The organism is Burkholderia cepacia ATCC 25416 (assembly GCF_001411495.1).
GTDB lineage: Bacteria > Pseudomonadota > Gammaproteobacteria > Burkholderiales > Burkholderiaceae > Burkholderia > Burkholderia cepacia.
Map to the genome: position 1 here is coordinate 93,929 of NZ_CP012981.1, position 20,883 is coordinate 114,811.

Here is a 20,883-nt window from a genome sequence, read left to right on the forward strand (position 1 = left end):
CTGTGATGAGAGCGACGCCGGCCCGCGCCAAGCGTCAGAAAAATGAAAGCATACCGCGTGTAGACCAGAATTTTACTTCAACCGTTCCAAGTCTTTGTAAAAAATGAACATTTTCTTGCCCTGACGCAACAGGCGCAGTCCATGGGCGGACTTGGAACGGCCCGCGATCCGGTTCCGACCGCGGGGCCGATACATTTGGCGACCGGCTTGCGCTACGCAGCCGGCGCGCGCCCGTCCGCCGCGCCGTTGCCGGCCGCCACGCCGGCGGCAGAAAAGCCGTCGGGCAGCCCCACGACCCGCACTTCGCGCTGCGGGAACGGGATCGAAATCCCGTGCTCGCTGAACAGCCGCCAGATATTGCGGTTCACGGTCGAACGCACGCCGGACGTGCCTTTCGCCGAATCCTCGATCCAGAAACCGAGCTCCAGGTCGATCCCGTCCGCACCGAAACTCACCAGATACGGGGTCGGAGCCGGCTCCGCCAGCACGCGCGGCACATCCCTGGCCGCATCGGCGAGCAACACGAGCGCGTGCTCGACATCGCTGGTGTACGCGACCTGCACCGCAACCTTCGCGTAGCCGCGCGTCAGGTACGACGACTGGTTCTGCACGACGTCGGTGATCAGCTTCTCGTTCGGAATCAGCGTCTCGTTGCCGTCGAGGCCGCGCACGACCGTGTAGCGCGTGCGAATCTGCGTGACGACGCCCTGCAGCCCGCCGACGCTGATCGCGTCGCCGAGCCGCAGCGAGCGGTCGAGCAGGATGATGAAGCCCGACACGTAGTTGCTGGCGATTTTCTGCAGCCCGAAACCGAGGCCGACACCCACCGCGCCGCCGAACACGCCGAGCACCGTCACGTCGATGCCGACCAGCGACAGCCCGATCAGGATCGCCGCGAATACCAGCAACGCGCGGCCGACCCGCGACAGCACGACCTTCAGGTTCGCGTCGAGCGTGCTTGCGCGCGTGAGGCGATCCTCGAGCACCGAGCCCAGCCACATCGCGACCATCAGCGTCACGCATACCCACAGCGCGCCGGAAATCACCGACAGCAGCGTGAGGTGCGCGTTGGCGACGCGGAACTGCACGCTGTCGAGCCAGCCCAGCACGTCGCGCTGAATGCCCAGCACGGTCAGCACCATCGCGGCCCACACGACGGTCGACACGATTTTCTCGACGATCGACAGCCACGCATGCGTGTGGCCGTCGCGCGCGAACACGCGCCGCGCGAAGAAGAACAGCACGTAGATCAGCCCGATGCCGAACAGCGGCACGAGCGCCAGCGACAGCAGCGACGTCGACATGAACGGGTCGAACGCGAGCTGCGCGGCGCCGACGAAGACGCTGCCGAACAACGGGAACAGCGCGCGCTTCAGGCTTTGCGCGCCCGCGCCGGGTGCGCGGCCGGCCGCCCGGCGGCGTGCATCGATGCGGCCGTGCACGAAGCGCGCGGTCACCCATGCGAAACACAGCGCGCCGACGAGGATCGCCGCCTGCCAGATCATCACCGGCTGGTGGAAGTCGCGAATGATCGATTCCAGCCGATGCGACAGCAGGCGGCTCTGCAGATTTTCCATCGTCAGTCCGGGCGGTCGTTACTGCGCAGCGCGCCGTTCGAGGACGGCGGCGAAGAAACCGTCGGTTGCGTGACGGTGCGGCCACAACGACAGGTAGTCGCCGGTCTCGAGCGCGATGCGCTGGTCATCCAGCACCTTCTGCGCCGGCACCAGCACGAACTCGGGATGGTCGGCCAGGAACTGCTCGACGATGCGTTCGTTCTCGGCGTCGAGCACGCTGCAGGTGGCGTAGACGAGCCGGCCGCCCTTCTTCACCAGGCGCGCGGCGCTCGCGAGGATCGACGCCTGCTTCGGCGTGAGTTCATCGATCGCGGTGCGCGTCTGGCGCCACTTCAGGTCCGGATTGCGGCGCAGCGTGCCGAGGCCGCTGCACGGCGCGTCGACCAGCACGCGGTCGATCTTGCCGGCGAGCCGCTTGATCTTCGCGTCGTGCTCGCTGTCGATCAGCACCGGGTTCACGTTCGACAGCCCGCTGCGTGCGAGGCGCGGCTTCAGCTTCGCGAGGCGCTTCTCCGACACGTCGAACGCATAGAGGCGCCCGGTCGAGCGCATCATCGCGCCCAGCGCGAGCGTCTTGCCGCCCGCGCCCGCGCAGAAATCGACGACCATCTCGCCGCGGCGCGGCGCGACCAGCGAACACAGCAGCTGGCTGCCTTCGTCCTGCACCTCGATCGCGCCTTCCTCGAACAGCTTCAGGCGCGTCAGCGCCGGCTTGCCGACCACGCGCACGCCGAACGGTGCGAACGGCGTCGCGCCCGCGTCGATGCCGCTCGCGCGCAGCCCGTCGATGACCTGGTCGCGGCTCGCCTTCTGCGCGTTGGCGCGCAGGTCGAGCGGCGCCGGATAGTTCAGCGCGGCGGCAAGCTGCGCGAGCTCGTCGGCGTCGAAACGGGCCGACAGCGCCTGGTGAATCCAGTCGGGCAGGTTCGTGCGAATGCGCACGGGCAGGCTCGCCGGGTCGATTTTCGACACGTGCTCGAGCCACGCCGACTCGGTGTCCGACAGGAACGGCTTCAGCGCATTGCGGCCGACCGTCTGCATCAGGCCGAGCAGCGTGAGGCGTCGTGCCGGCGTACCGGTGCCGCTCTCGGCGAGGTGCGAAAACTCCATTTTCCGGCGCAGCACCGCGAACACCGCCTCGGCGATCACGCCGCGCTCTGCGTGCCCGAGCTTCGGGTGCGCGCGGAAGAACCGGCTCGTCGTCGCGTCGGCGGGGCCGGCGAACTTCAGCACCTCGGCCAGCAAAGTCTCGGTCTGGCCGATCAGGAATCCGTGCAGCTTCATACGCCCTCACTCGTTTCGGTATGCGGTTGATCCGCGAAAATCCAGCGCGCCTCTTCCGGCGCCACCACTGCGCGGCCGTTCTCGAGGCGCAAACGGCCCTCGATGAACCAGCGCACCGCGCGCGGATACAGCACATGCTCGACCGCCAGCACGCGCTGCGCGAGCGCCGCCGCGTCGTCGCCCGCGCGCACGGGCACCGCGCCCTGCGCGACGATCGCGCCGCTGTCGAGCTCGGGGATGACGAAATGCACGCTCGCGCCATGCAGCGCGACACCCGCGTCGAGCGCCTGCTGATGCGTGTGGATACCCTTGAAGCTCGGCAGCAGCGACGGATGGATGTTCAGCAACCGGCCTTCGTATCGTCTGACGAATGCGGGCGTGAGGATGCGCATGAAGCCGGCGAGGACGACGAGATCGGGCGCGAACCGGTCGATCTCGGCGGCGAGCGCCGCGTCGAAGCTGTCGCGGCCGTCGAACGAGCGGTGGTCGACCACCGCCGTCGCCACCCCGTGCGACGCGGCAAAAGCCAGTCCGGCCGCGTCGGGCCGGTTGGCGATCACGGCGGCAATCTCGGCCGGCCAGCGTTCCTGCGCGCACGCGCGGACGATGGCCTCCATGTTGCTGCCGCGACCGGAAATCAGGATCACGAGTTTTTTCATCCACGAATTTTACCATTCGCCCCCGCCTTTCCCGCCTTCTCGGCCGCCGGCCCGCCCGAACGTTTATAATCTTCTGCTTTGCGGCATCCCACCGCCCATTCCCCGACGCTGCATCCGCTATCGTGAAAGTCTTCCGCGGCCTGCCCAACGCCGAGAGCCGCGCCCCGTGCGCGCTGACGATCGGCAACTTCGACGGTGTCCATCGCGGCCACCAGGCCCTGCTCGCGCGCGTGCGCGCGGCAGCGGACGCGCGCGGCCTGCCCGTGTGCGTGATGACGTTCGAGCCGCACCCGCGAGAATTCTTCAATCCCGCCGGCGCGCCGCCGCGCATCGCGATGCTGCGCGACAAGCTCGAGGCGCTTCGCGACCACGGTGTCGACCGCGTCGTCGTCGAGCACTTCAATCACACGTTCGCGAGCCAGTCGCCGCAGGCGTTCGTCGAACGCACGCTGGTCGGCGGGCTGCACACGCGCTGGATGATGGTCGGCGACGATTTCTGCTACGGCGCGAAGCGCGCGGGCACCTTCGACACGCTGAAGGCGGCCGGCGAACAGTACGGCTTCGAGGTCGAGCAGATGGGTACGGTCGCGGGCAGCGACGGCACGCGCATCTCCAGCTCGGGCGTGCGCGCCGCGCTCGCCGCGGGCGATCTCGACGCGGCCGCGCAGGCGCTCGGCCACGGCTATGCGATCAGCGGCCACGTCGCGCACGGGCTGAAGCTCGGCCGCGACCTCGGCTTCCCGACGCTGAACCTGCCGATCGCGCACAAGCGTCCGGCGCTCGCGGGCATCTTCGTCGTGCAGGTGCACGGCCTCGGCCCCACCCCGCTGCCGGGCGTCGCGAGCCTCGGGCTGCGCCCGACCGTCGACGATTCCGGCCGCGTGCTGCTCGAAGTCCACCTGCTCGACTGGCACGGCGACGCGTACGGCAAGCTCATCCGCGTCGAATTCCTGAAGAAGCTGCGCGACGAGGCGAAATTCGACGATCTCGAGGCGCTGTCGCGCGCGATCGCGCTGGACGTCGCGCATGCACGCGCGTACTTCATCGAGCGTGACCGTGCGCCGGGCAGCCGCGCCACGGGCTTCTCGACGTCGGCCACCGACCGAATTAGCTGATCCGGACGGCGGCGCCTGGCGCCGCACCCTCGCGCCGCTCACTCGCGCGCATCCCCGATTCACGACGCTCGCGCGTCTCCCGATTTAGATAGCGATCCCATCATGAGCAACAAGAAAGCCGATTCGAAACCGCAGGCCAAGTATCCGGTCAACCTGCTCGACACGCCGTTCCCGATGCGCGGCGACCTGCCCAAGCGCGAACCGCAGTGGGTCAAGGAATGGGAAGAACGCGGCCTCTACGAGAAGATCCGCGCGGCCAGCAAGGGCCGGCCGAAGTTCATCCTGCACGACGGCCCGCCGTATGCGAACGGCGACATCCACCTCGGCCACGCCGTCAACAAGATCCTGAAGGACATCGTCGTCAAGTCGCGCAACATGGCCGGCTTCGACGCACCGTACGTGCCCGGCTGGGATTGCCACGGGATGCCGATCGAGATCCAGATCGAGAAGCAGTTCGGCAAGTCGCTGCCGGCGGCCGAAGTGATGAGCAAGGCGCGCGCGTACGCGACCGAGCAGATCGAGAAGCAGAAGGTCGGCTTCAAGCGTCTCGGCGTGCTCGGCGACTGGGCCAACCCGTACAAGACGATGAACTTCGTCAACGAGGCGGAAGAGATCCGCGCGCTCGGCAAGATCATCGAGAAGGGCTACGTGTATCGCGGGCTGAAGCCGGTGAACTGGTGCTTCGACTGCGGCTCGGCGCTCGCGGAAGCGGAAGTCGAGTACAAGGACCGCACCGACCCGACGATCGACGTGATGTTCGCGTTCGCGGAACCGGAAAAGACCGCGCAGGCGTTCGGCCTGCCGGCGCTGCCGCGCGCCGAGGGCGGCATCGTGATCTGGACCACCACGCCGTGGACGATCCCCGCGAACCAGGCGTTGAACCTCCATCCGGAAATCGTCTACGCGCTAGTCGACACCGAGCGCGGGCTGCTGATCATCGCGGAAGAACGTGTCGAAGCCTGCATGACCGACTTCAAGCTGACCGGCCGCGTCGTCGCGACCGCGCCGGGCGTGAAGCTCGCGAACCTGCGCTTCCACCACCCGCTCGCATCGGCCCACCCCGGCTACAAGCGCACCGCGCCCGTCTACCTCGGCGACTACGTGACGACCGACACCGGTACCGGCGTCGTGCACTCGTCGCCCGCGTACGGCATCGAGGACTTCCAGTCGTGCAAGGCGCACGGGATGACCGACTCGGACATCATCAACCCGGTGATGGGCGACGGTCGTTACATCGAATCGCTGCCGCTGTTCGGCGGCCTGTCGATCTGGGACGCGAACCCGAAGGTCGTCGACGCGCTGCGCGAGGCCGGCTCGCTGCTGCGCAGCGAGCACTACAAGCACAGCTACATGCACTGCTGGCGTCACAAGACGGCGATCATTTACCGCGCGACGTCGCAGTGGTTCGCCGGCATGGACGTGACGCCGCGCGACGGCGGCAAGACGCTGCGCGAAACCGCGCTCGAAGGCATCGACGCCACCGCGTTCTACCCGTCGTGGGGCAAGCAGCGCCTGTTCAGCATGATCGCGAACCGTCCCGACTGGACGCTGTCGCGCCAGCGCCAATGGGGCGTGCCGATGGCGTTCTTCGTGCACAAGGAAACCGGCGAGCTGCACCCGCGCACGCTCGAGCTGCTCGAGGAAGTCGCGAAGCGCGTCGAGCAGTCGGGTATCGAGGCCTGGCAGACGCTCGACCCGCGCGAGCTGATCGGCGACGACGCGAACCTGTACGAAAAGAACCGCGACACGCTCGACGTGTGGTTCGACTCGGGCACGACGCACTGGCACGTGCTGCGCGGCTCGCACAAGGATCAGCTGCAGTTCCCGGCCGACCTCTACCTCGAAGGCTCGGACCAGCACCGCGGCTGGTTCCACTCGTCGCTCTTGACCGCATCGATGATCGACGGCCGCGCGCCGTACAAGGGCCTGCTCACGCACGGCTTCACGGTCGACGGCGAAGGCCGCAAGATGAGCAAGTCGCTCGGCAACGGCATCGATCCGCATGAAGTCGCGAACCGCCTCGGCGCGGAAATCATCCGCCTGTGGATCGCATCGACCGACTATTCGGGCGAGCTCGCGATCTCCGAGGAAATCCTGAAGCGCGTGACCGAAGGCTATCGCCGCATCCGCAACACGCTGCGCTTCCTGCTCGCGAACCTGTCGGACTTCGACTTCGCGCAGCACGCGGTGCCCGTCGACGAATGGCTCGAGATCGACCGTTATGCGGTCGCGTTCTCGCAGCAACTGCAGACGGAACTGCTCGGCCACTACGAGAAGTACGAATTCCACCCGGTCGTCGCGAAGCTGCAGACGTACTGCTCGGAAGATCTCGGCGGCTTCTACCTCGACGTGCTGAAGGACCGCCTGTACACGAGCGCGGCCGATTCGCGCGCGCGCCGCTCCGCGCAGACCGCGCTGTACCACCTCACGCACGGCCTGCTGCGCGTGCTCGCGCCGTTCCTGTCGTTCACGGCGGAAGAAGCGTGGAAGGTGTTCCAGCCGGCCAGCGACACGATCTTCACGGAAACCTACTACGCGTATCCGGAAGTCGCCGGCTCGGCCGCGCTGATCGAGAAGTGGGCGCTGCTGCGCGATGTGCGCGGCAACGTGACGAAGGCGCTCGAGGAAGCGCGCACCGCGAACCGCATCGGTTCGTCGCTGCAGGCCGAAGTCGCCGTGCATGCGAGCGGCGCACGCTACGACGCGCTCACGAGCCTCGGCGATGATCTCAAGTTCGTGCTGATCACGTCGGCCGCGACGGTCGTCAAGGTCGACGACGAAGCGCAGGAAAGCGTCGACGTCGCAGCGTCGAAGTACCAGAAGTGCGAACGCTGCTGGCACTACCGCGAAGATGTCGGCGCGCACGCCGATCACCCGACGCTGTGCGGCCGCTGCTTCTCCAACCTGTTCGAAAACGGCGAAATCCGGAGCGCTGCTTGAATATGGCGAAAACCCTCTCGAAACCGGCCAGCGGCGCGCTTGCGCCCTGGCTCGGCATTTCGCTGATCGTGATCCTGTTCGACCAGCTGTCGAAGATCGCGATCCTGAAAACGTTCGTGTACGGCGCGCAGCATGCGCTGACGTCGTTCTTCAACCTCGTGCTGGTGTACAACCGCGGCGCTGCGTTCGGCTTCCTGTCGACCGCGAGCGGCTGGCAGCGCTGGGCGTTCACCGCGCTCGGCATCGGCGCGACGCTCGTGATCTGCTTCCTGCTGAAGCGCCACGGCCACCAGCGGCTGTTCAGCGTGTCGCTCGCGCTGATCCTCGGCGGCGCGCTCGGCAACGTGATCGACCGGCTCGTCTACGGCCACGTGATCGACTTCCTCGATTTCCACCTCGGCGCCTGGCACTTCCCGGCGTTCAACCTCGCCGATTCCGCGATCACGATCGGCGCGGTGCTGCTGATCTACGACGAACTGCGTCGCGTGCGCGGCTCGCGCTAAGCGCGCATACTCGGCGTCGACGGCCGGCTTCGCGCCGGCCGTTCCGTTCGACCCTTGGAGGCCTGAGTTGGCACAAGCAGAACTCGCAGGAAAACACCTCGTTCTCGGCCTGACGGGCGGCATCGCCTGCTACAAGATCGCCGAGCTCACGCGGCTGCTCGTGAAGGCAGGCGCGACCGTGCAGGTCGCGATGACCGAAGCCGCCACCCAGTTCATCACGCCCGTCACGATGCAGGCGCTGTCGGGCCGGCCCGTCTATACGAGCCAGTGGGACGCGCGCATCGACAACAACATGGCGCACATCGACCTGTCGCGCGAAGCCGACGCGATCGTGATCGCGCCCGCGTCGACGGATTTCCTCGCGAAGCTCGCGCACGGGTTCGCGGACGACCTGCTGTCGACGCTGTGCGTCGCGCGCGATTGCCCGCTGCTCGTCGTCCCCGCGATGAACCGCCAGATGTGGCAGAACCCGGCCACGCAACGCAATGCCGCGCAACTGCGCGCGGACGGCGTGTCGGTGCTCGGCCCGGATTCGGGTGCGCAGGCGTGCGGCGAAGTCGGCGACGGCCGCATGCTCGAGCCCGAGGCGATCTATGAAGCGATCGTCGCGCACTTCGCGCCGAAGGTGCTCGCGCACCGGCGCGTGCTGATCACGGCCGGCCCGACGTTCGAACCGCTCGACCCGGTACGCGGCCTCACGAACCGCTCGAGCGGCAAGATGGGCTTCGCGCTCGCGCGCGCCGCGCAGCAGGCCGGCGCCGACGTGCATCTCGTCGCGGGGCCGGTCGCGCTCGACACGCCGTGGGGCGTCTACCGGCAGGACGTGCAGACGGCCCAGCAGATGTACGACGCGGTGATGCATGCCGTGAACGACGCCGACATCTTCATCGCGGTGGCCGCGGTCGCCGACTGGCGCGTCGCCCAGCCGGCCGAGCACAAGATGAAGAAGACGGCCGACCGCAAGATGCCCGCACTCGCGTTCGTCGAGAACCCGGACATCCTCGCATCGGTCGCGGCGCTGCCCGATCCGCCGTACTGCGTCGGGTTCGCGGCCGAAAGCGGCGACCTCGACGTGCACGGCGACGAGAAGCGCAAACGCAAGAACGTGCCGCTGCTCGTCGGCAACCTCGGCCCGCTGACGTTCGGCCGCGACGACAACGAAGTCGTGCTGTTCGAGGCCACCGGCCTCACGCGCCTGCCACGCGCACCGAAAGACGAACTCGCGCACACACTCGTCGCGGAAATTGCGAAACGCCTGCCCGACAACCGCCTGATCTGATCTCCCGCGCGGCGGCCGTCGCCGCCGCGCCCTTCCCGCCTCATCCGACGACCGCATGAAACTCGACCTGAAGATTCTCGACGCGCGCATGCGCGACTACCTGCCCGCCTACGCGACCACCGGCAGCGCGGGCCTCGACCTGCGTGCGTGCCTCGACGCGCCGGTGACGCTGCAGCCGGGCGAAACGACGCTCGTGCCGACGGGCCTCGCGATCCACCTCGCCGATCCGGGCTACGCCGCGCTGATCCTGCCGCGCTCGGGCCTCGGCCACAAGCACGGGATCGTGCTCGGCAACCTCGTCGGCCTGATCGATTCCGACTACCAGGGCCAGTTGATGGTCTCGACGTGGAACCGCGGCCAGACCGAGTTCGTGCTGAATCCGTTCGAGCGGCTCGCGCAACTCGTGATCGTGCCGGTCGTGCAGGCGCAGTTCAACATCGTCGACGACTTCGCGGAAAGCGATCGCGGCGAGGGCGGCTTCGGCAGCACCGGCCGTCACTGAACGGCGCAATGACAAAGGGGCCTCGCGGCCCCTTTTTCCTGTCCGTCTCCGTCACTCTTCGACGGGTTGCGCGATCCGCGCGGGCGCAAGGTCGCGCTGCCGCGCCTGGGCGACGATCGCGTAGATCACCAGTGCGACCAGCACGGCGAGCAGCACCGCCGACGAACCGATCGTACCGAGCGCGAGGCCACCCTTCGCAACCGGCTTCGTCAGCAGATCGCCGACCGTCGCACCGAACGGCCGCGTGAGCACGAACGCGGCCCAGAACAGCAGCACGCCCGAGATCCGCGTGAAATAGTGGGCAAGCACGATCGCCGCGAGCAACCCGCCGATCAGCAGCGCGCCGCCGCCGAAGCCGAGCCCCGAGCTGTCCGCGAGGAAGTCGCCGAGCGCGGTGCCCAGCGTGTTCGAGAACAGGATCGCGATCCAGTACAGCAGCTCGACCTTGCGCGTGCGGATCAGGTCGACCGACAGCGATTCGCCGCTGAGGCGCCACACGGCGAAGATGGCCAGCAGGATCGCGACCAGGATCGACGAGCCGGCCGCATAGCCGAGGCCGAGCGTGCGATCCATGAAATCGGACATCGTCGTGCCGGCCGTGCTCGTCGCGACGATCACGGCCCAGTAGATCGCCGGGCGATAACGCGTCGTCCTGAGCTGCGCACCCAGCGTCACGAGAAAGAAACCGAACAGCAGGATCGAGCTCACCGCATAGCCGACGTTCAGCGTCATCGACAACAGGTCGCCGCCAGTTTCGCCGAGTGTCGTCGCGCAGATCTTCATGATCCAAAACGCGAGCGTGATTTCGGGAAGTTTGTTCATTCGCACCCCTTTTTGCAGGAAGGCGGCGAGCCGGCGCATGCCGCGCCCGCCTTGCAGGCAGGATCGAATGTAGTCGCCGCGGGCTTAACGGAACCTTAGCGACCGGAAAAAACGGCGCGGGCGGCCGCGCCGGTACCGTCAACGAGCGTGTTCGTGCCGGTAATGCAGCGCGTACGCGAGCGTGAGCAGCACGACGAACACGACGCCGACCACCATCGTCATCCGGAATTCGCGCGTGAACGCGGTCGTGAACAGGATCGCCGCGACGAGCCCCGCACCGAGCAGGCTGCCGAACGGATGCCCCCACATCCGGAACGCGAGCGCGGGGCCGCGATACCGCGAACGGAAGCGCAGGTGCGTGACGAAGATCATCAGCCACGTGAACAGCGCGCCGAACATCGCGATCGCCATCATCACCGTGAACGCGGTGTCGGGCGCGAGCGCGACCAGCACGGCCGCGACCGCGACGCCGCTGGTCGAGATCCACAGCGCCGCGCGCGGCACGCCGTTCGTGCCGAGCCGGCCGAACACCGCGGGCGCGAGCCGCGCGCGCGACAGGCTGAACATCATCCGCGTCGTCACGTAAAGCTGGCTGTTCATCGCCGACAACGCCGCGATCAGCAACACGAAGTTGATCACGCCCGCCGCGTACGGCACGTGGGTCGCGGCCATCACCTTCACGAACGGGCTTTCGTCGGTGCCGGCCTGCGTCCACGGCACGATCGCGAGCATCAGCGACAGCGTCAGCAGGTAGAACAGGACGAGCCGGAACACGGTCGAGCGGAATGCGCGCGTGACCGCGTGCTGCGGATCGCGTGCCTCGCCGGCCGCGATCGCGACGGCTTCGATGCTCATGTAGCTGAAGATCGCGACGATCACCGCGACCCAGGTGCCCCACGGCCCCTTCGGCATGAAGCCGCCGTGCGCGGTGTAGTTGGCGAAACCGATGCCGGATGCGACCGGCGCCGACCACACGAGATACGCGCCGAGCACGATGAACACGACGATCGCCGCGATCTTCAGCAGCGAGAATGCGTATTCGACCGTGCCGTACAGCGTGACGCTCGCGAGATTCACGGCGATCAGCAGCGCGGAGAAGCCGATCACCCAGTACCAGCCGGGCACGGCCGGGAACCAGTACTTCATGAACACGGCGATCGCGCTGATCTCGGTGCCGATCGCGAACACCACCGCGAACCAGTACGCATAGCGCACCAGGAAGCCGGCGAGGGGGCCGACGTAGTGCTCGGCATACGCGCCGAACGAGCCGGCGGTCGGATGCGCGACCGTCATTTCCGCGAGCGCGCCCATCAGCAGCAGCGCGATCAGCGCGCCGATCGCATACGAGACCAGCACGCTCGGGCCGGCGAGCCCGATCGCGAACCCGCTGCCGAGGAACAGGCCCGTGCCGATCGCGCCGCCGATCGCGATCATCGCCATCTGCCCCGACGTCAGCGCATGGCGCAACCCTTGTTCGCGCGCGACGATGTTGTCGAACGACCGTTGTTGTTGTGTCACTGCCTTACCACTCCCCTGCACCACCATTGCGCCGCCGGCGCCGGATAAAACGAAACGGCGCGGAGAACTTCCCGCGCCGTTCGCATGAACAACGAATTATCGCTTACTCGACTTCGACCGTCTCTTCGTTCGGCTTGTGCGGCGGATTCGCCAGCTTGTCGAACGACAACTGCACCTTGTCGTTTTCGTCGACATCGACCGTCACGTGGCCGCCGTTGACGAGCTTGCCGAACAGCAGCTCGTCGGCCAGCGCGCGCCGGATCGTGTCCTGGATCAGCCGCTGCATCGGCCGCGCGCCCATCAGCGGGTCGAAGCCGTGCTTCGCGAGATGCTTGCGCAACGCGTCGGTGAAGAGCGCGTCGACCTTCTTCTCGTGCAGCTGTTCCTCGAGCTGGATCAGGAACTTGTCGACCACGCGCATGATGATTTCCTCATCGAGCGAGCGGAAGCTGATGATCGAATCCAGGCGGTTGCGGAACTCCGGCGTGAACAGGCGCTTGATGTCGGTCATCTCGTCGCCCGTCTCGCGGCGCGTCGTGAAGCCGATCGTCGCCTTCTGCATCGACTCGGCGCCCGCGTTCGTCGTCATGATGATGATGACGTTGCGGAAATCCGCCTTGCGGCCGTTGTTGTCCGTCAGCGTGCCGTGGTCCATCACCTGCAGCAGCACGTTGAAGATGTCCGGGTGTGCCTTCTCGATTTCGTCGAGCAGCAGCACGCAGTGCGGCTTCTTCGTGACGGCTTCGGTCAGCAAGCCGCCCTGGTCGAACCCGACGTAGCCCGGCGGCGCGCCGATCAGGCGGCTCACCGCGTGACGCTCCATGTATTCCGACATGTCGAAGCGGATCAGCTCGATGCCGAGCGTGAACGCGAGCTGGCGCGCCACTTCGGTCTTGCCGACACCCGTCGGGCCGGAGAACAGGAACGCGCCGATCGGCTTGTCCATCTTGCCGAGGCCCGCGCGTGCCATCTTGATCGAGGCCGCGAGCGCATCGATCGCCGGATCCTGGCCGAACACGACGCTCTTCAGGTCGCGATCGAGCGTCTGCAGCTTGCTGCGATCGTCCTGCGACACGCTCTGCGGCGGCACGCGCGCGATCTTCGAGATGATTTCCTCGATCTCGCTCTTGCCGATCGTCTTCTTCTGCTTCGACTTCGGCAGGATGCGCTGGGCGGCGCCTGCCTCGTCGATCACGTCGATCGCCTTGTCCGGCAGGTGACGGTCGGTAATGAAGCGCGCCGACAGTTCGGCCGCGGCCGACAGTGCGCCCGACGAATACTTGACGCCGTGATGCTCCTCGAAGCGCGACTTCAGCCCGCGCAGGATCGCGACCGTCTGCTCGACGGTCGGCTCGCTCACGTCGACCTTCTGGAAGCGCCGCGACAGCGCCGCATCCTTCTCGAAGATGCCGCGATATTCGGTGAACGTGGTCGCGCCGATGCACTTGAGCGTGCCCGACGACAGCGCCGGCTTCAGCAGGTTCGACGCGTCGAGCGTGCCGCCCGACGCGGCGCCCGCGCCGATCAGCGTATGAATTTCGTCGATGAACAGGATCGCGTGCGGACGCTCCTTCAGCTCCTTCAGCACCGTCTTCAGACGTTGCTCGAAATCGCCGCGGTACTTGGTGCCGGCGAGCAGCGCGCCCATGTCGAGCGAATAGACCTGCGCGTTCGCGAGAATGTCCGGCACTTCGCCACGCGTGATGCGATAGGCGAGCCCTTCCGCGATCGCAGTCTTGCCGACGCCGGCCTCGCCGACGAGCAGCGGATTGTTCTTGCGGCGACGGCACAGCACCTGGACCACGCGCTCGACTTCGGGCTCGCGACCGATCAGCGGATCGATGCGGCCGTCCTTCGCCATCTGGTTCAGGTTCTGCGTGAATTGCGCGAGCGGCGTTTCCTTCTGCGCGTTCGCGTCTTCGCTTTCCGCGCTCGCGTCGGCCGACTTCGCGGCTTCGCCGCCGTTGGTCTTCGCGATGCCGTGCGAAATGAAGTTCACGACGTCCAGGCGCGTGACGCCCTGCTGCTGCAGGTAGTAGACGGCATGCGAATCCTTCTCGCCGAAGATCGCGACCAGCACGTTAGCACCGGTGACTTCCTTCTTGCCGTTCGACGTCGACTGGACGTGCATGATCGCGCGCTGGATCACGCGCTGGAAACCGAGCGTCGGCTGGGTATCGACATCGTCGGTACCCGGGACGGTAGGTGTGTTGTCGTGGATGAAATTGCGCAGGTTCTGACGCAAGTCCTCGATGTTGGCCGCGCACGCGCGCAACACCTCGGCTGCCGTCGGATTATCCAGCAGGGCCAGCAGCAAATGCTCGACCGTTATGAACTCATGGCGCGCCTGGCGTGCTTCCATGAACGCCATGTGCAGGCTGACTTCCAATTCCTGGGCAATCATGCTTCCTCCATCACGCACTGCAGCGGATGCCCGGCCTGCCGCGCATGGGTAACGACTTGCTCAACCTTGGTCGACGCGATGTCCCGCGTATAGACCCCACAAACCCCTCGCCCTTCGCGATGGACCTTCAGCATGATCTGCGTGGCCGTCTCGCGATCCTTCTTGAAATACTCCTGGACCACCATCACGACGAATTCCATCGGCGTGAAGTCGTCGTTCAGCAGCACCACCTTGTACATCGAAGGCGGCTTGAGCTTCTGCTGCTTGCGTTCCAGGACGGTGCTGTCCTGCTTGTCCGGGATAATCGCCATACACCCATTCTAAACAACTCGGACAGGCCCGCAATCCTGCCATTACCCGACCGACCGGCCGGCGCCCTCCCCGGAATCCCGGAACACGCAATCTTCTTCGTGCCATACGAAAGCCGGCTGCGGTGCCGGCTTTCACGCGTGGCGCGGAACACGAACCGTCAGGGGGAACCGCACCGGAACGTCGTGTCCGCATCCAGTATCCCACAAGCCGGGACGACTCGAACGCGTGTCACTCGAGCCTGGTATATGAGCCGATTATGCGGCTTTTCAAGTCCTCGCGCTTGGCCGCGTGCCGCCAAGCAAAGCCGGAAAAACCCTGAAAATGGGTTCTTTACAACGTCCCTCTAAACGTCTAAAAATTCCACTTGACACTCCAATAAAGAGCGCCAACAATCAAGCTGGCACTTTTTTCAATTTGCCGGTCGGCAAGTTGAAAAAGGCCGAGGTGAGCTTGTGAGGGGGGAACGGCTGCATTTTCCGGTCGTTTAGCTTTTCGAGCGTGCTCGTGGTAAGTAGCAGCGACTGTGTGACAGGGGAAGTAGGAAATGGCAACTGGTATCGTTAAGTGGTTCAACGACGCGAAGGGCTTCGGTTTCATCACTCCCGATGAGGGCGGTGAGGATCTGTTTGCGCACTTCTCGGCTATCACCATGAATGGCTTCAAGACGCTGAAGGAAGGCCAGAAGGTGAGCTTTGACGTCGTCCAAGGGCCGAAGGGCAAGCAAGCGTCGAACATCCAGGCCGTATAAGGCACCGGATATCAGACGAAGAAACCCGGCGCATTGCGCCGGGTTTCTTTTTTTTCGAGGCCGGCCAATCGATTATCGATTGGCCGGCCTTTTCGTTCAATCCCGATAATTGAACACGTATTGTCTTGTCACACACGCAGATCGGATACTCATCCGGCACGTGAAACATAATCGTCACTTCGTTACACGACCTTCAGCGTACCCATCATGCCGAGATCTTCGTGTTCGAGAATGTGGCAATGAAACATGCGCTCTCCGCGCATGTCCTGCGTGACGAGAATCGTCACGGTTTCGCCGCTGCGCACGTTCACGGTATCGCGCCATGCACGGAACGGTTCACTCGTGCGTGAACCGCCCGATGCCCGTTCGATCACCTGGAACTGCGTGCCGTGCAGGTGGAACGGGTGATCCATGTCAGTGCCGTTGCGGATCGTCCAGCGCTCGACGTCGCCAGCGCGGCTCGTCAGCGTCGCACGGTGCGGCGCGTAGGTATCGCCGTTGATCGTGAAGCGCATGCCCGCCGGGCGGCCGTGTGCGCCCCCCTTCATCATCGCGTCCATATCCATCTCCTCGCCGAACACGACCTCCTTGTGCGCAACCGGCTCGCCCAACGGCGGCACCGCGCGCAATGTCGTCGGCAGCACGCGCGCGGTGGCCGGCGAAAACGCGACGTCGGCCAGCGCCAGTGCCGGATCGGCCGGCAGGCTGCCGTGCCCGTCATCGTGCGACATCGACATCTTGCGGCGGTCGTATTCGGCCGCCTGCAGCACCGCGCGCGACGCGCGATCGCCGGCGCGCACCAGCAGCTCCGCACGTTCGCCCGGCGCGATCAGCAGCGACGTGACACGGCGCGGCGTGTCGAACAGCCCGCCGTCGGTGCCCGCGTGCTCGAATGCACGGCCGTCGTCGAACGCGACCCGCAAGTAGCGCGCGCTGCACGCATTCCACACGCGCCAGCGCTCGTCGCCCGCAACGTCGATCCGCGGCCGGCGCGCGCCGTTGACCAGCACGAACTGGCCTTCGCGGCCGTTCATCCAGTCCATCATGTCGTTCGGTGCAATCGTGCCGTCGCGCGCAAGCTTCAGGTCCGACACGAACAGGTTGCGCTCGGGCCAGCCCGCCAGCGGATCGTCCGCGGCGCGCACGACGAACGGGCCGGCGAGCCCGCGAAACACCTGCTCGGCCGTCATCATGTGCGGGTGCGGGTGGTACCAGTAGGTACCGGCGCTCCCCTTCGGCAGCGTGAAGCGGTACACGCGCGACGCGCCGGGCGCGACGGGATCGGACGGGTTGCCGTCCTGGTCGGGCGGCACCGGCAGGCCGTGCCAGTGGATCGTCGACGGTTGCGGCAGCTTGTTCACGAACTTGATCTCGACCGTGTCGCCCTCGCGCACGTCGATCAGCGGACCAACGACTGGGCCCTGCGTGCCCGCGCCGAACTGCCAGAACGTGGTCGGCCGCGCACCGTGCAGCATCGGGCGCGCCACCGGCTGGGCCACCAGCGTGGCCCGGAACGTGCCGGGATCACGGCTTTCGTTCGCGAGCGTACGCAGCGCCGCGAGCGGCGCGCCGGCCGGCAGTGCGTCGGCGGCAGCGAGCGCGGCCGGCGCGGACTTGCCATGCTGCCCGTGACCCGCCATTCCTGACATGTCCGACATGCCGGGCATGTCGTCCATCGAGTCCATGCCGGCGTGACCGGCATGCTGCGCCCACGCGGCGCGGGCGAACAGCGACGCGGCCGCGACACCGATGGCGCGCGACAGGAAGGTTCTCCGTATCATCAAATCGTTCCTCGTTATCCATGCTGCGTCGCACGGCCGCCGCGACGCCCGCGCCGGCCGGCTGAAGCGCCGATGCGCGACGCCAATCCTGATGCCCGCGTCATCATAACCGCAGGCTCATATCGAGACGCGTCGCCGCCGGACGGGCGGCGATACGCCGCAGACTCGACAACGCCGCGCTGGATTCAGCACGCATCGACCGGCATCGTCGATCGGCGATCCGCAGCCCTTCACTCGCTCCCCCAGCACCACAGGCCGCCCGCCCCATGCAGTCTCCAGGCGGCCGCCCGGCGCCTGCCGTTCAGCCACGCCCCAGCACCGGCCGCGTCGCCGGTTCGCAAACCCGCCAATATTTCACGATGCGGAACAACTCTCTGCGTTGTAAAAATTCGTGGTGCAGGGCACAAATTTCCCGTTTCGCGATGCCGAAAAACGTTCCGCAATACAAAACACCGAATGCAAATATTTGTTTTTGAAAGAGAATTTTTGTTTAGTGGAGCCGTTCGACATGCACCATCCAACCGGGTCGCGGACGTAGACTTTGTCCCATGCACTGACGCTTCGCCACGACGTTCGATAAGGAACGCGGCGCAAGCAGCCAGTCGGGCCACAGCCGGTCGAACCGGCAGACGGCACAACAGAATCGCTTGTGATCAGAAAGGGAGAACGGAAATGAAGGGATTTCGCTTTGGTTCAGCGCTCGGGTCGTTCTACATCCTGCCGGGTAACGGTGGCTGGGAAGCGACGTTCGGCAACGCCCTGCTCGGCGCATTCTCGTGCCCCGAAGTGGCGGCCGACCACATCTCCCGCGGCGACTGCGAGCAACTGTCCGAACTGGACACGGCAACGCTCGAAGTGCCGCACGAAATCGCCGAATGGGAAATCGTTCACGTCTGAATGGCAAGCCTGCAACAAAAAACGCCCCGGGCGACCGGGGCGTTTTTTTCTTGTAACGGGCGGGGGGCAGCCAGGCCCGCCCCGCCGTCACTTGCTTCAACTCGCGCGATCGCGCGGCCCGCGTCAGGCAACCGCGTCGACGATGGCGTTCAGCGTCGCGCTCGGGCGCATCGCCTGGCTCGTCAGGTCGACGTTCGGACGATAGTAGCCGCCGATGGCCTGCGCCTTGCCCTGCGCGGCAGCCAGCTCTTCCAGAATGCGCGCTTCGTTGTCGGACAACGACTTCGCCACGCCTTCGAACTGCGCCTTCAGCGCCGCGTCCTCGGTCTGCTCGGCCAGCGCCTGCGCCCAGTACAGGCACAGGTAGAAGTGGCTGCCGCGGTTGTCGAGGCCGCCGACCTTGCGCGCCGGCGACTTGTTCTCGTCCAGGAACTTGCCGGTCGCCTGGTCGAGCGTCTTCGCGAGCACGAGCGCCTTCGGGTTCTGGTACGCGTTGCCGAGGTGTTCGAGCGATGCCGCGAGCGCGAGGAATTCGCCGAGCGAATCCCAGCGCAGGAAGCCTTCCTCGACGAACTGCTGCACGTGCTTCGGCGCGGAGCCGCCCGCACCCGTTTCGAACATCCCGCCGCCGGCCATCAGCGGCACGATCGACAGCATCTTCGCGCTGGTGCCGAGTTCCATGATCGGGAACAGGTCGGTCAGGTAGTCGCGCAGCACGTTGCCGGTGACCGAGATCGTGTCCTTGCCCGCGCGGATGCGCTCGAGCGAGAAGCGTGTCGCGTCGACCGGCGTCATCACGCGGATGTCGAGGCCGTTCGTGTCGTGGTCCTTCAGGTAACGCTCGACCTTCGCGATGATCTGCGCGTCGTGTGCGCGTGCCGGATCGAGCCAGAACACGGCCGGTACGCCGGTCGCGCGCGCGCGGTTGACCGCGAGCTTGACCCAGTCCTGCACCGGTGCGTCCTTCGTCTGGCACATGCGCCAGATGTCGCCCGACTCCACCGCATGCTCGAGCAGCACGTTGCCCGCTTCGTCGGTGACGCGCACGACGCCATCCGCCGGGATCAGGAACGTCTTGTCGTGCGAACCGTATTCTTCAGCCGCCTGCGCCATCAGGCCCACGTTCGGCACGCTGCCCATCGTGACCGGGTCGAACGCGCCGTGCTGCTTGCAGTCCTCGATCACGGCCTGGTAGACACCGGCGTAGCAACGATCCGGAATCACGGCCTTCGCGTCGTACAGCTGGCCGTCCGGGCCCCACATGCCGCCCGAATCGCGGATCATCGCCGGCATCGATGCGTCGACGATCACGTCGCTCGGCACGTGCAGGTTCGTGATGCCCTTGTCCGAGTTGACCATCGCAAGGCGCGGACGCACCGCGTATTCGGCCTTGATGTCGGCTTCGATCGCTTCGCGCGTGTCGGCCGGCAGGTCCTTCAGGCGCGCGTACAGGTCGCCGATCCCGTTGTTCGGGTTGAAGCCGGCCTGCGCCAGCACGTCTGCGTGTTTCGCAAGCGCGTCGCGGTAGAACACCGACACGAAGTGACCGAACAGGATCGGGTCCGAGACCTTCATCATGGTCGCCTTCAGGTGCACCGAGAACAGCACGTCCTGCGCCTTCGCGTCGGCGATCTGCGCTTCGATGAAGCTGCGCAGCGCGTTGCGGCTCATCACCGATGCGTCGATGACTTCACCCGCCTTCACGGCCGTCTTTTCCTTCAGCACCTTCTTCGCGCCGTCGGTCGTCGTGAGTTCGATCTTCACGCTGCCGGCTTCGGCGATCAGCGCCGACTTCTCGCTGCCGTAGAAGTCGCCTTCGCTCATGTGCGCGACGTGCGCCTTCGACGTGGCTTTCCACGCGCCCATCTTGTGCGGATGCTTGCGTGCGTAGTTCTTGACCGACAGCGGCGCGCGGCGGTCGGAGTTGCCTTCGCGCAGCACCGGGTTCACCGCGCTGCCCTTGATCTTGTCGTAGCGGGCCTTGACGGCCTTCTCTTCGTCCGTCGACGGATCTTCCGGATAGGCCGGCAGCGAATAGCCCTGCGCCTGCAGTTCGGCGATCGCGGCCTTGAGCTGCGGCACCGATGCGCTGATGTTCGGCAGCTTGATGATGTTCGCTTCCGGCTTCAGCGTGAGCTGGCCCAGTTCGGCCAGATCGTCGGAACCCTTCTGCTCGGGCGGCAGGACGTCTGCGAATGCCGCGACGATGCGGCCGGCGAGCGAGATGTCGCGCGTTTCGACGGCGACGCCGGACGAACGCGTGAAGGCCTTGACGATCGGCAGCAGCGAATAGGTCGCGAGCGCGGGCGCTTCGTCAGTGAGGGTGTAGATGATCTTGGGCGAAGTGGACATGGTCGATGCGTTGCTACGTGAAAATTTGGACTGAGGAGCGCCGGCGGTAACCGGCGGGGAGCGACCGGGTCGGTCGCGAAAGGGGCGCGCCGGCTCAGCCGGGCGGTGGTGTTGCGAGGGCCGTCATGTTCTACCTTGCAGGGCCTCCGGGCCGCATCGCGGCGCCGCGGCCCGCTTGCCGGACCGCCCT

16 protein-coding genes are annotated in these 20,883 nt (G+C 66.2%); 7 read left to right on the forward strand and 9 right to left on the reverse strand.

All coding sequences use genetic code 11. The features are described 5' to 3' along the window. Positions 1–212: 212 nt before the first annotated feature. Genes APZ15_RS00455 through purN form a run of 3 tightly spaced genes read right to left on the reverse strand, consistent with a single transcriptional unit; the run spans position 213 to position 3,520 of the window. Entirely contained in the window at positions 213–1,577 is a 1,365-nt protein-coding gene (locus APZ15_RS00455) for a mechanosensitive ion channel family protein (protein ID WP_027786668.1), read from the reverse strand. 18 nt (positions 1,578–1,595) lie between these two features. Beyond that, positions 1,596–2,861 carry an RsmB/NOP family class I SAM-dependent RNA methyltransferase gene (locus tag APZ15_RS00460; protein WP_021160747.1) on the reverse strand — a complete coding sequence of 422 codons (1,266 nt, stop codon included), beginning with the start codon at positions 2,859–2,861 and terminating at the stop codon, positions 1,596–1,598. Beyond that, positions 2,858–3,520 carry a phosphoribosylglycinamide formyltransferase gene (purN, locus tag APZ15_RS00465; RefSeq protein WP_021160746.1) on the reverse strand — a complete coding sequence of 221 codons (663 nt, stop codon included), beginning with the start codon at positions 3,518–3,520 and terminating at the stop codon, positions 2,858–2,860. The genes APZ15_RS00460 and purN overlap by 4 nt, the downstream gene beginning before the upstream one ends. Before the next feature lie 122 nt (positions 3,521–3,642). Between purN and APZ15_RS00470 the strand changes: the two genes are divergently transcribed. The 5 genes from APZ15_RS00470 to dut all read left to right on the forward strand — a co-directional run bounded on the left by APZ15_RS00470 (position 3,643) and on the right by dut (position 9,859). Next, a complete protein-coding gene (locus APZ15_RS00470; protein ID WP_027786667.1) occupies positions 3,643–4,635 on the forward strand; it encodes a bifunctional riboflavin kinase/FAD synthetase in 993 nt (330 codons plus the stop codon). Positions 4,636–4,737: 102 nt separating this feature from the next. After that, the gene (ileS, locus tag APZ15_RS00475) at positions 4,738–7,575 is read left to right on the forward strand and encodes an isoleucine--tRNA ligase (RefSeq protein ID WP_027786666.1); all 2,838 of its coding nucleotides are present in this window, start codon (positions 4,738–4,740) and stop codon (positions 7,573–7,575) included. A gap of 2 nt (positions 7,576–7,577) precedes the next feature. Further along, positions 7,578–8,078, forward strand: a complete 501-nt coding sequence (gene lspA / locus APZ15_RS00480) for a signal peptidase II (RefSeq protein ID WP_021160743.1) — start codon at positions 7,578–7,580, stop codon at positions 8,076–8,078. A gap of 67 nt (positions 8,079–8,145) precedes the next feature. After that, on the forward strand, positions 8,146–9,357 hold the full coding sequence (coaBC, locus tag APZ15_RS00485; protein WP_027786665.1) for a bifunctional phosphopantothenoylcysteine decarboxylase/phosphopantothenate--cysteine ligase CoaBC: 1,212 nt from the start codon (positions 8,146–8,148) through the stop codon (positions 9,355–9,357). 55 nt (positions 9,358–9,412) lie between these two features. Then, complete coding sequence (dut, locus tag APZ15_RS00490; protein ID WP_021160741.1) at positions 9,413–9,859, forward strand: dUTP diphosphatase; 447 nt, start codon at positions 9,413–9,415, stop codon at positions 9,857–9,859. A gap of 51 nt (positions 9,860–9,910) precedes the next feature. Here dut and APZ15_RS00495 read toward each other — a convergent pair whose 3' ends face one another. The 4 genes from APZ15_RS00495 to clpS all read right to left on the reverse strand — a co-directional run bounded on the left by APZ15_RS00495 (position 9,911) and on the right by clpS (position 14,914). Then, on the reverse strand, positions 9,911–10,681 hold the full coding sequence (locus APZ15_RS00495; RefSeq protein WP_027786664.1) for a COG4705 family protein: 771 nt from the start codon (positions 10,679–10,681) through the stop codon (positions 9,911–9,913). Positions 10,682–10,819: 138 nt separating this feature from the next. Then, positions 10,820–12,199 carry an amino acid permease gene (locus APZ15_RS00500; protein ID WP_027786663.1) on the reverse strand — a complete coding sequence of 460 codons (1,380 nt, stop codon included), beginning with the start codon at positions 12,197–12,199 and terminating at the stop codon, positions 10,820–10,822. Between the two features lie 103 nt (positions 12,200–12,302). Continuing rightward, entirely contained in the window at positions 12,303–14,603 is a 2,301-nt protein-coding gene (clpA, locus tag APZ15_RS00505) for an ATP-dependent Clp protease ATP-binding subunit ClpA (protein ID WP_027786662.1), read from the reverse strand. Continuing rightward, positions 14,600–14,914 carry an ATP-dependent Clp protease adapter ClpS gene (gene clpS / locus APZ15_RS00510; protein ID WP_006398529.1) on the reverse strand — a complete coding sequence of 105 codons (315 nt, stop codon included), beginning with the start codon at positions 14,912–14,914 and terminating at the stop codon, positions 14,600–14,602. Before clpS ends, clpA begins: the two co-directional genes overlap by 4 nt. A 545-nt stretch (positions 14,915–15,459) precedes the next feature. On the opposite strand from clpS, the gene APZ15_RS00515 reads away from it, so the two are divergent. Next, entirely contained in the window at positions 15,460–15,663 is a 204-nt protein-coding gene (locus APZ15_RS00515; protein WP_006488945.1) for a cold-shock protein, read from the forward strand. A 182-nt stretch (positions 15,664–15,845) separates the two neighbouring features. On the opposite strand, the gene APZ15_RS00520 is transcribed toward APZ15_RS00515, so the two are convergent. Then, on the reverse strand, positions 15,846–17,444 hold the full coding sequence (locus APZ15_RS00520) for a multicopper oxidase family protein (RefSeq protein WP_027786661.1): 1,599 nt from the start codon (positions 17,442–17,444) through the stop codon (positions 15,846–15,848). 672 nt (positions 17,445–18,116) lie between these two features. On the opposite strand from APZ15_RS00520, the gene APZ15_RS00525 reads away from it, so the two are divergent. Next, the gene (locus APZ15_RS00525) at positions 18,117–18,341 is read left to right on the forward strand and encodes a hypothetical protein (RefSeq protein WP_006490888.1); all 225 of its coding nucleotides are present in this window, start codon (positions 18,117–18,119) and stop codon (positions 18,339–18,341) included. A gap of 123 nt (positions 18,342–18,464) precedes the next feature. Here APZ15_RS00525 and APZ15_RS00530 read toward each other — a convergent pair whose 3' ends face one another. Next, on the reverse strand, positions 18,465–20,693 hold the full coding sequence (locus APZ15_RS00530) for an NADP-dependent isocitrate dehydrogenase (RefSeq protein WP_027786660.1): 2,229 nt from the start codon (positions 20,691–20,693) through the stop codon (positions 18,465–18,467). Positions 20,694–20,883: the final 190 nt, after the last annotated feature.

Bases quoted from the DNA above. Each gene is read 5' to 3' on its own strand.
- APZ15_RS00455 (WP_027786668.1), bottom strand. From the start codon at position 1,577: ATGGAAAATCTGCAGAGCCGCCTGCTGTCGCATCGGCTGGAATCGATC.
- lspA (WP_021160743.1), top strand. From the start codon at position 7,578: ATGGCGAAAACCCTCTCGAAACCGGCCAGCGGCGCGCTTGCGCCCTGG.
- APZ15_RS00530 (WP_027786660.1), bottom strand. From the start codon at position 20,693: ATGTCCACTTCGCCCAAGATCATCTACACCCTCACTGACGAAGCGCCC.
- APZ15_RS00520 (WP_027786661.1), bottom strand. From the start codon at position 17,444: ATGATACGGAGAACCTTCCTGTCGCGCGCCATCGGTGTCGCGGCCGCG.
- clpA (WP_027786662.1), bottom strand. From the start codon at position 14,603: ATGATTGCCCAGGAATTGGAAGTCAGCCTGCACATGGCGTTCATGGAA.
- purN (WP_021160746.1), bottom strand. From the start codon at position 3,520: ATGAAAAAACTCGTGATCCTGATTTCCGGTCGCGGCAGCAACATGGAG.
- APZ15_RS00460 (WP_021160747.1), bottom strand. From the start codon at position 2,861: ATGAAGCTGCACGGATTCCTGATCGGCCAGACCGAGACTTTGCTGGCC.
- clpS (WP_006398529.1), bottom strand. From the start codon at position 14,914: ATGGCGATTATCCCGGACAAGCAGGACAGCACCGTCCTGGAACGCAAG.
- dut (WP_021160741.1), top strand. From the start codon at position 9,413: ATGAAACTCGACCTGAAGATTCTCGACGCGCGCATGCGCGACTACCTG.
- ileS (WP_027786666.1), top strand. From the start codon at position 4,738: ATGAGCAACAAGAAAGCCGATTCGAAACCGCAGGCCAAGTATCCGGTC.
- APZ15_RS00495 (WP_027786664.1), bottom strand. From the start codon at position 10,681: ATGAACAAACTTCCCGAAATCACGCTCGCGTTTTGGATCATGAAGATC.
- APZ15_RS00515 (WP_006488945.1), top strand. From the start codon at position 15,460: ATGGCAACTGGTATCGTTAAGTGGTTCAACGACGCGAAGGGCTTCGGT.
- APZ15_RS00525 (WP_006490888.1), top strand. From the start codon at position 18,117: ATGAAGGGATTTCGCTTTGGTTCAGCGCTCGGGTCGTTCTACATCCTG.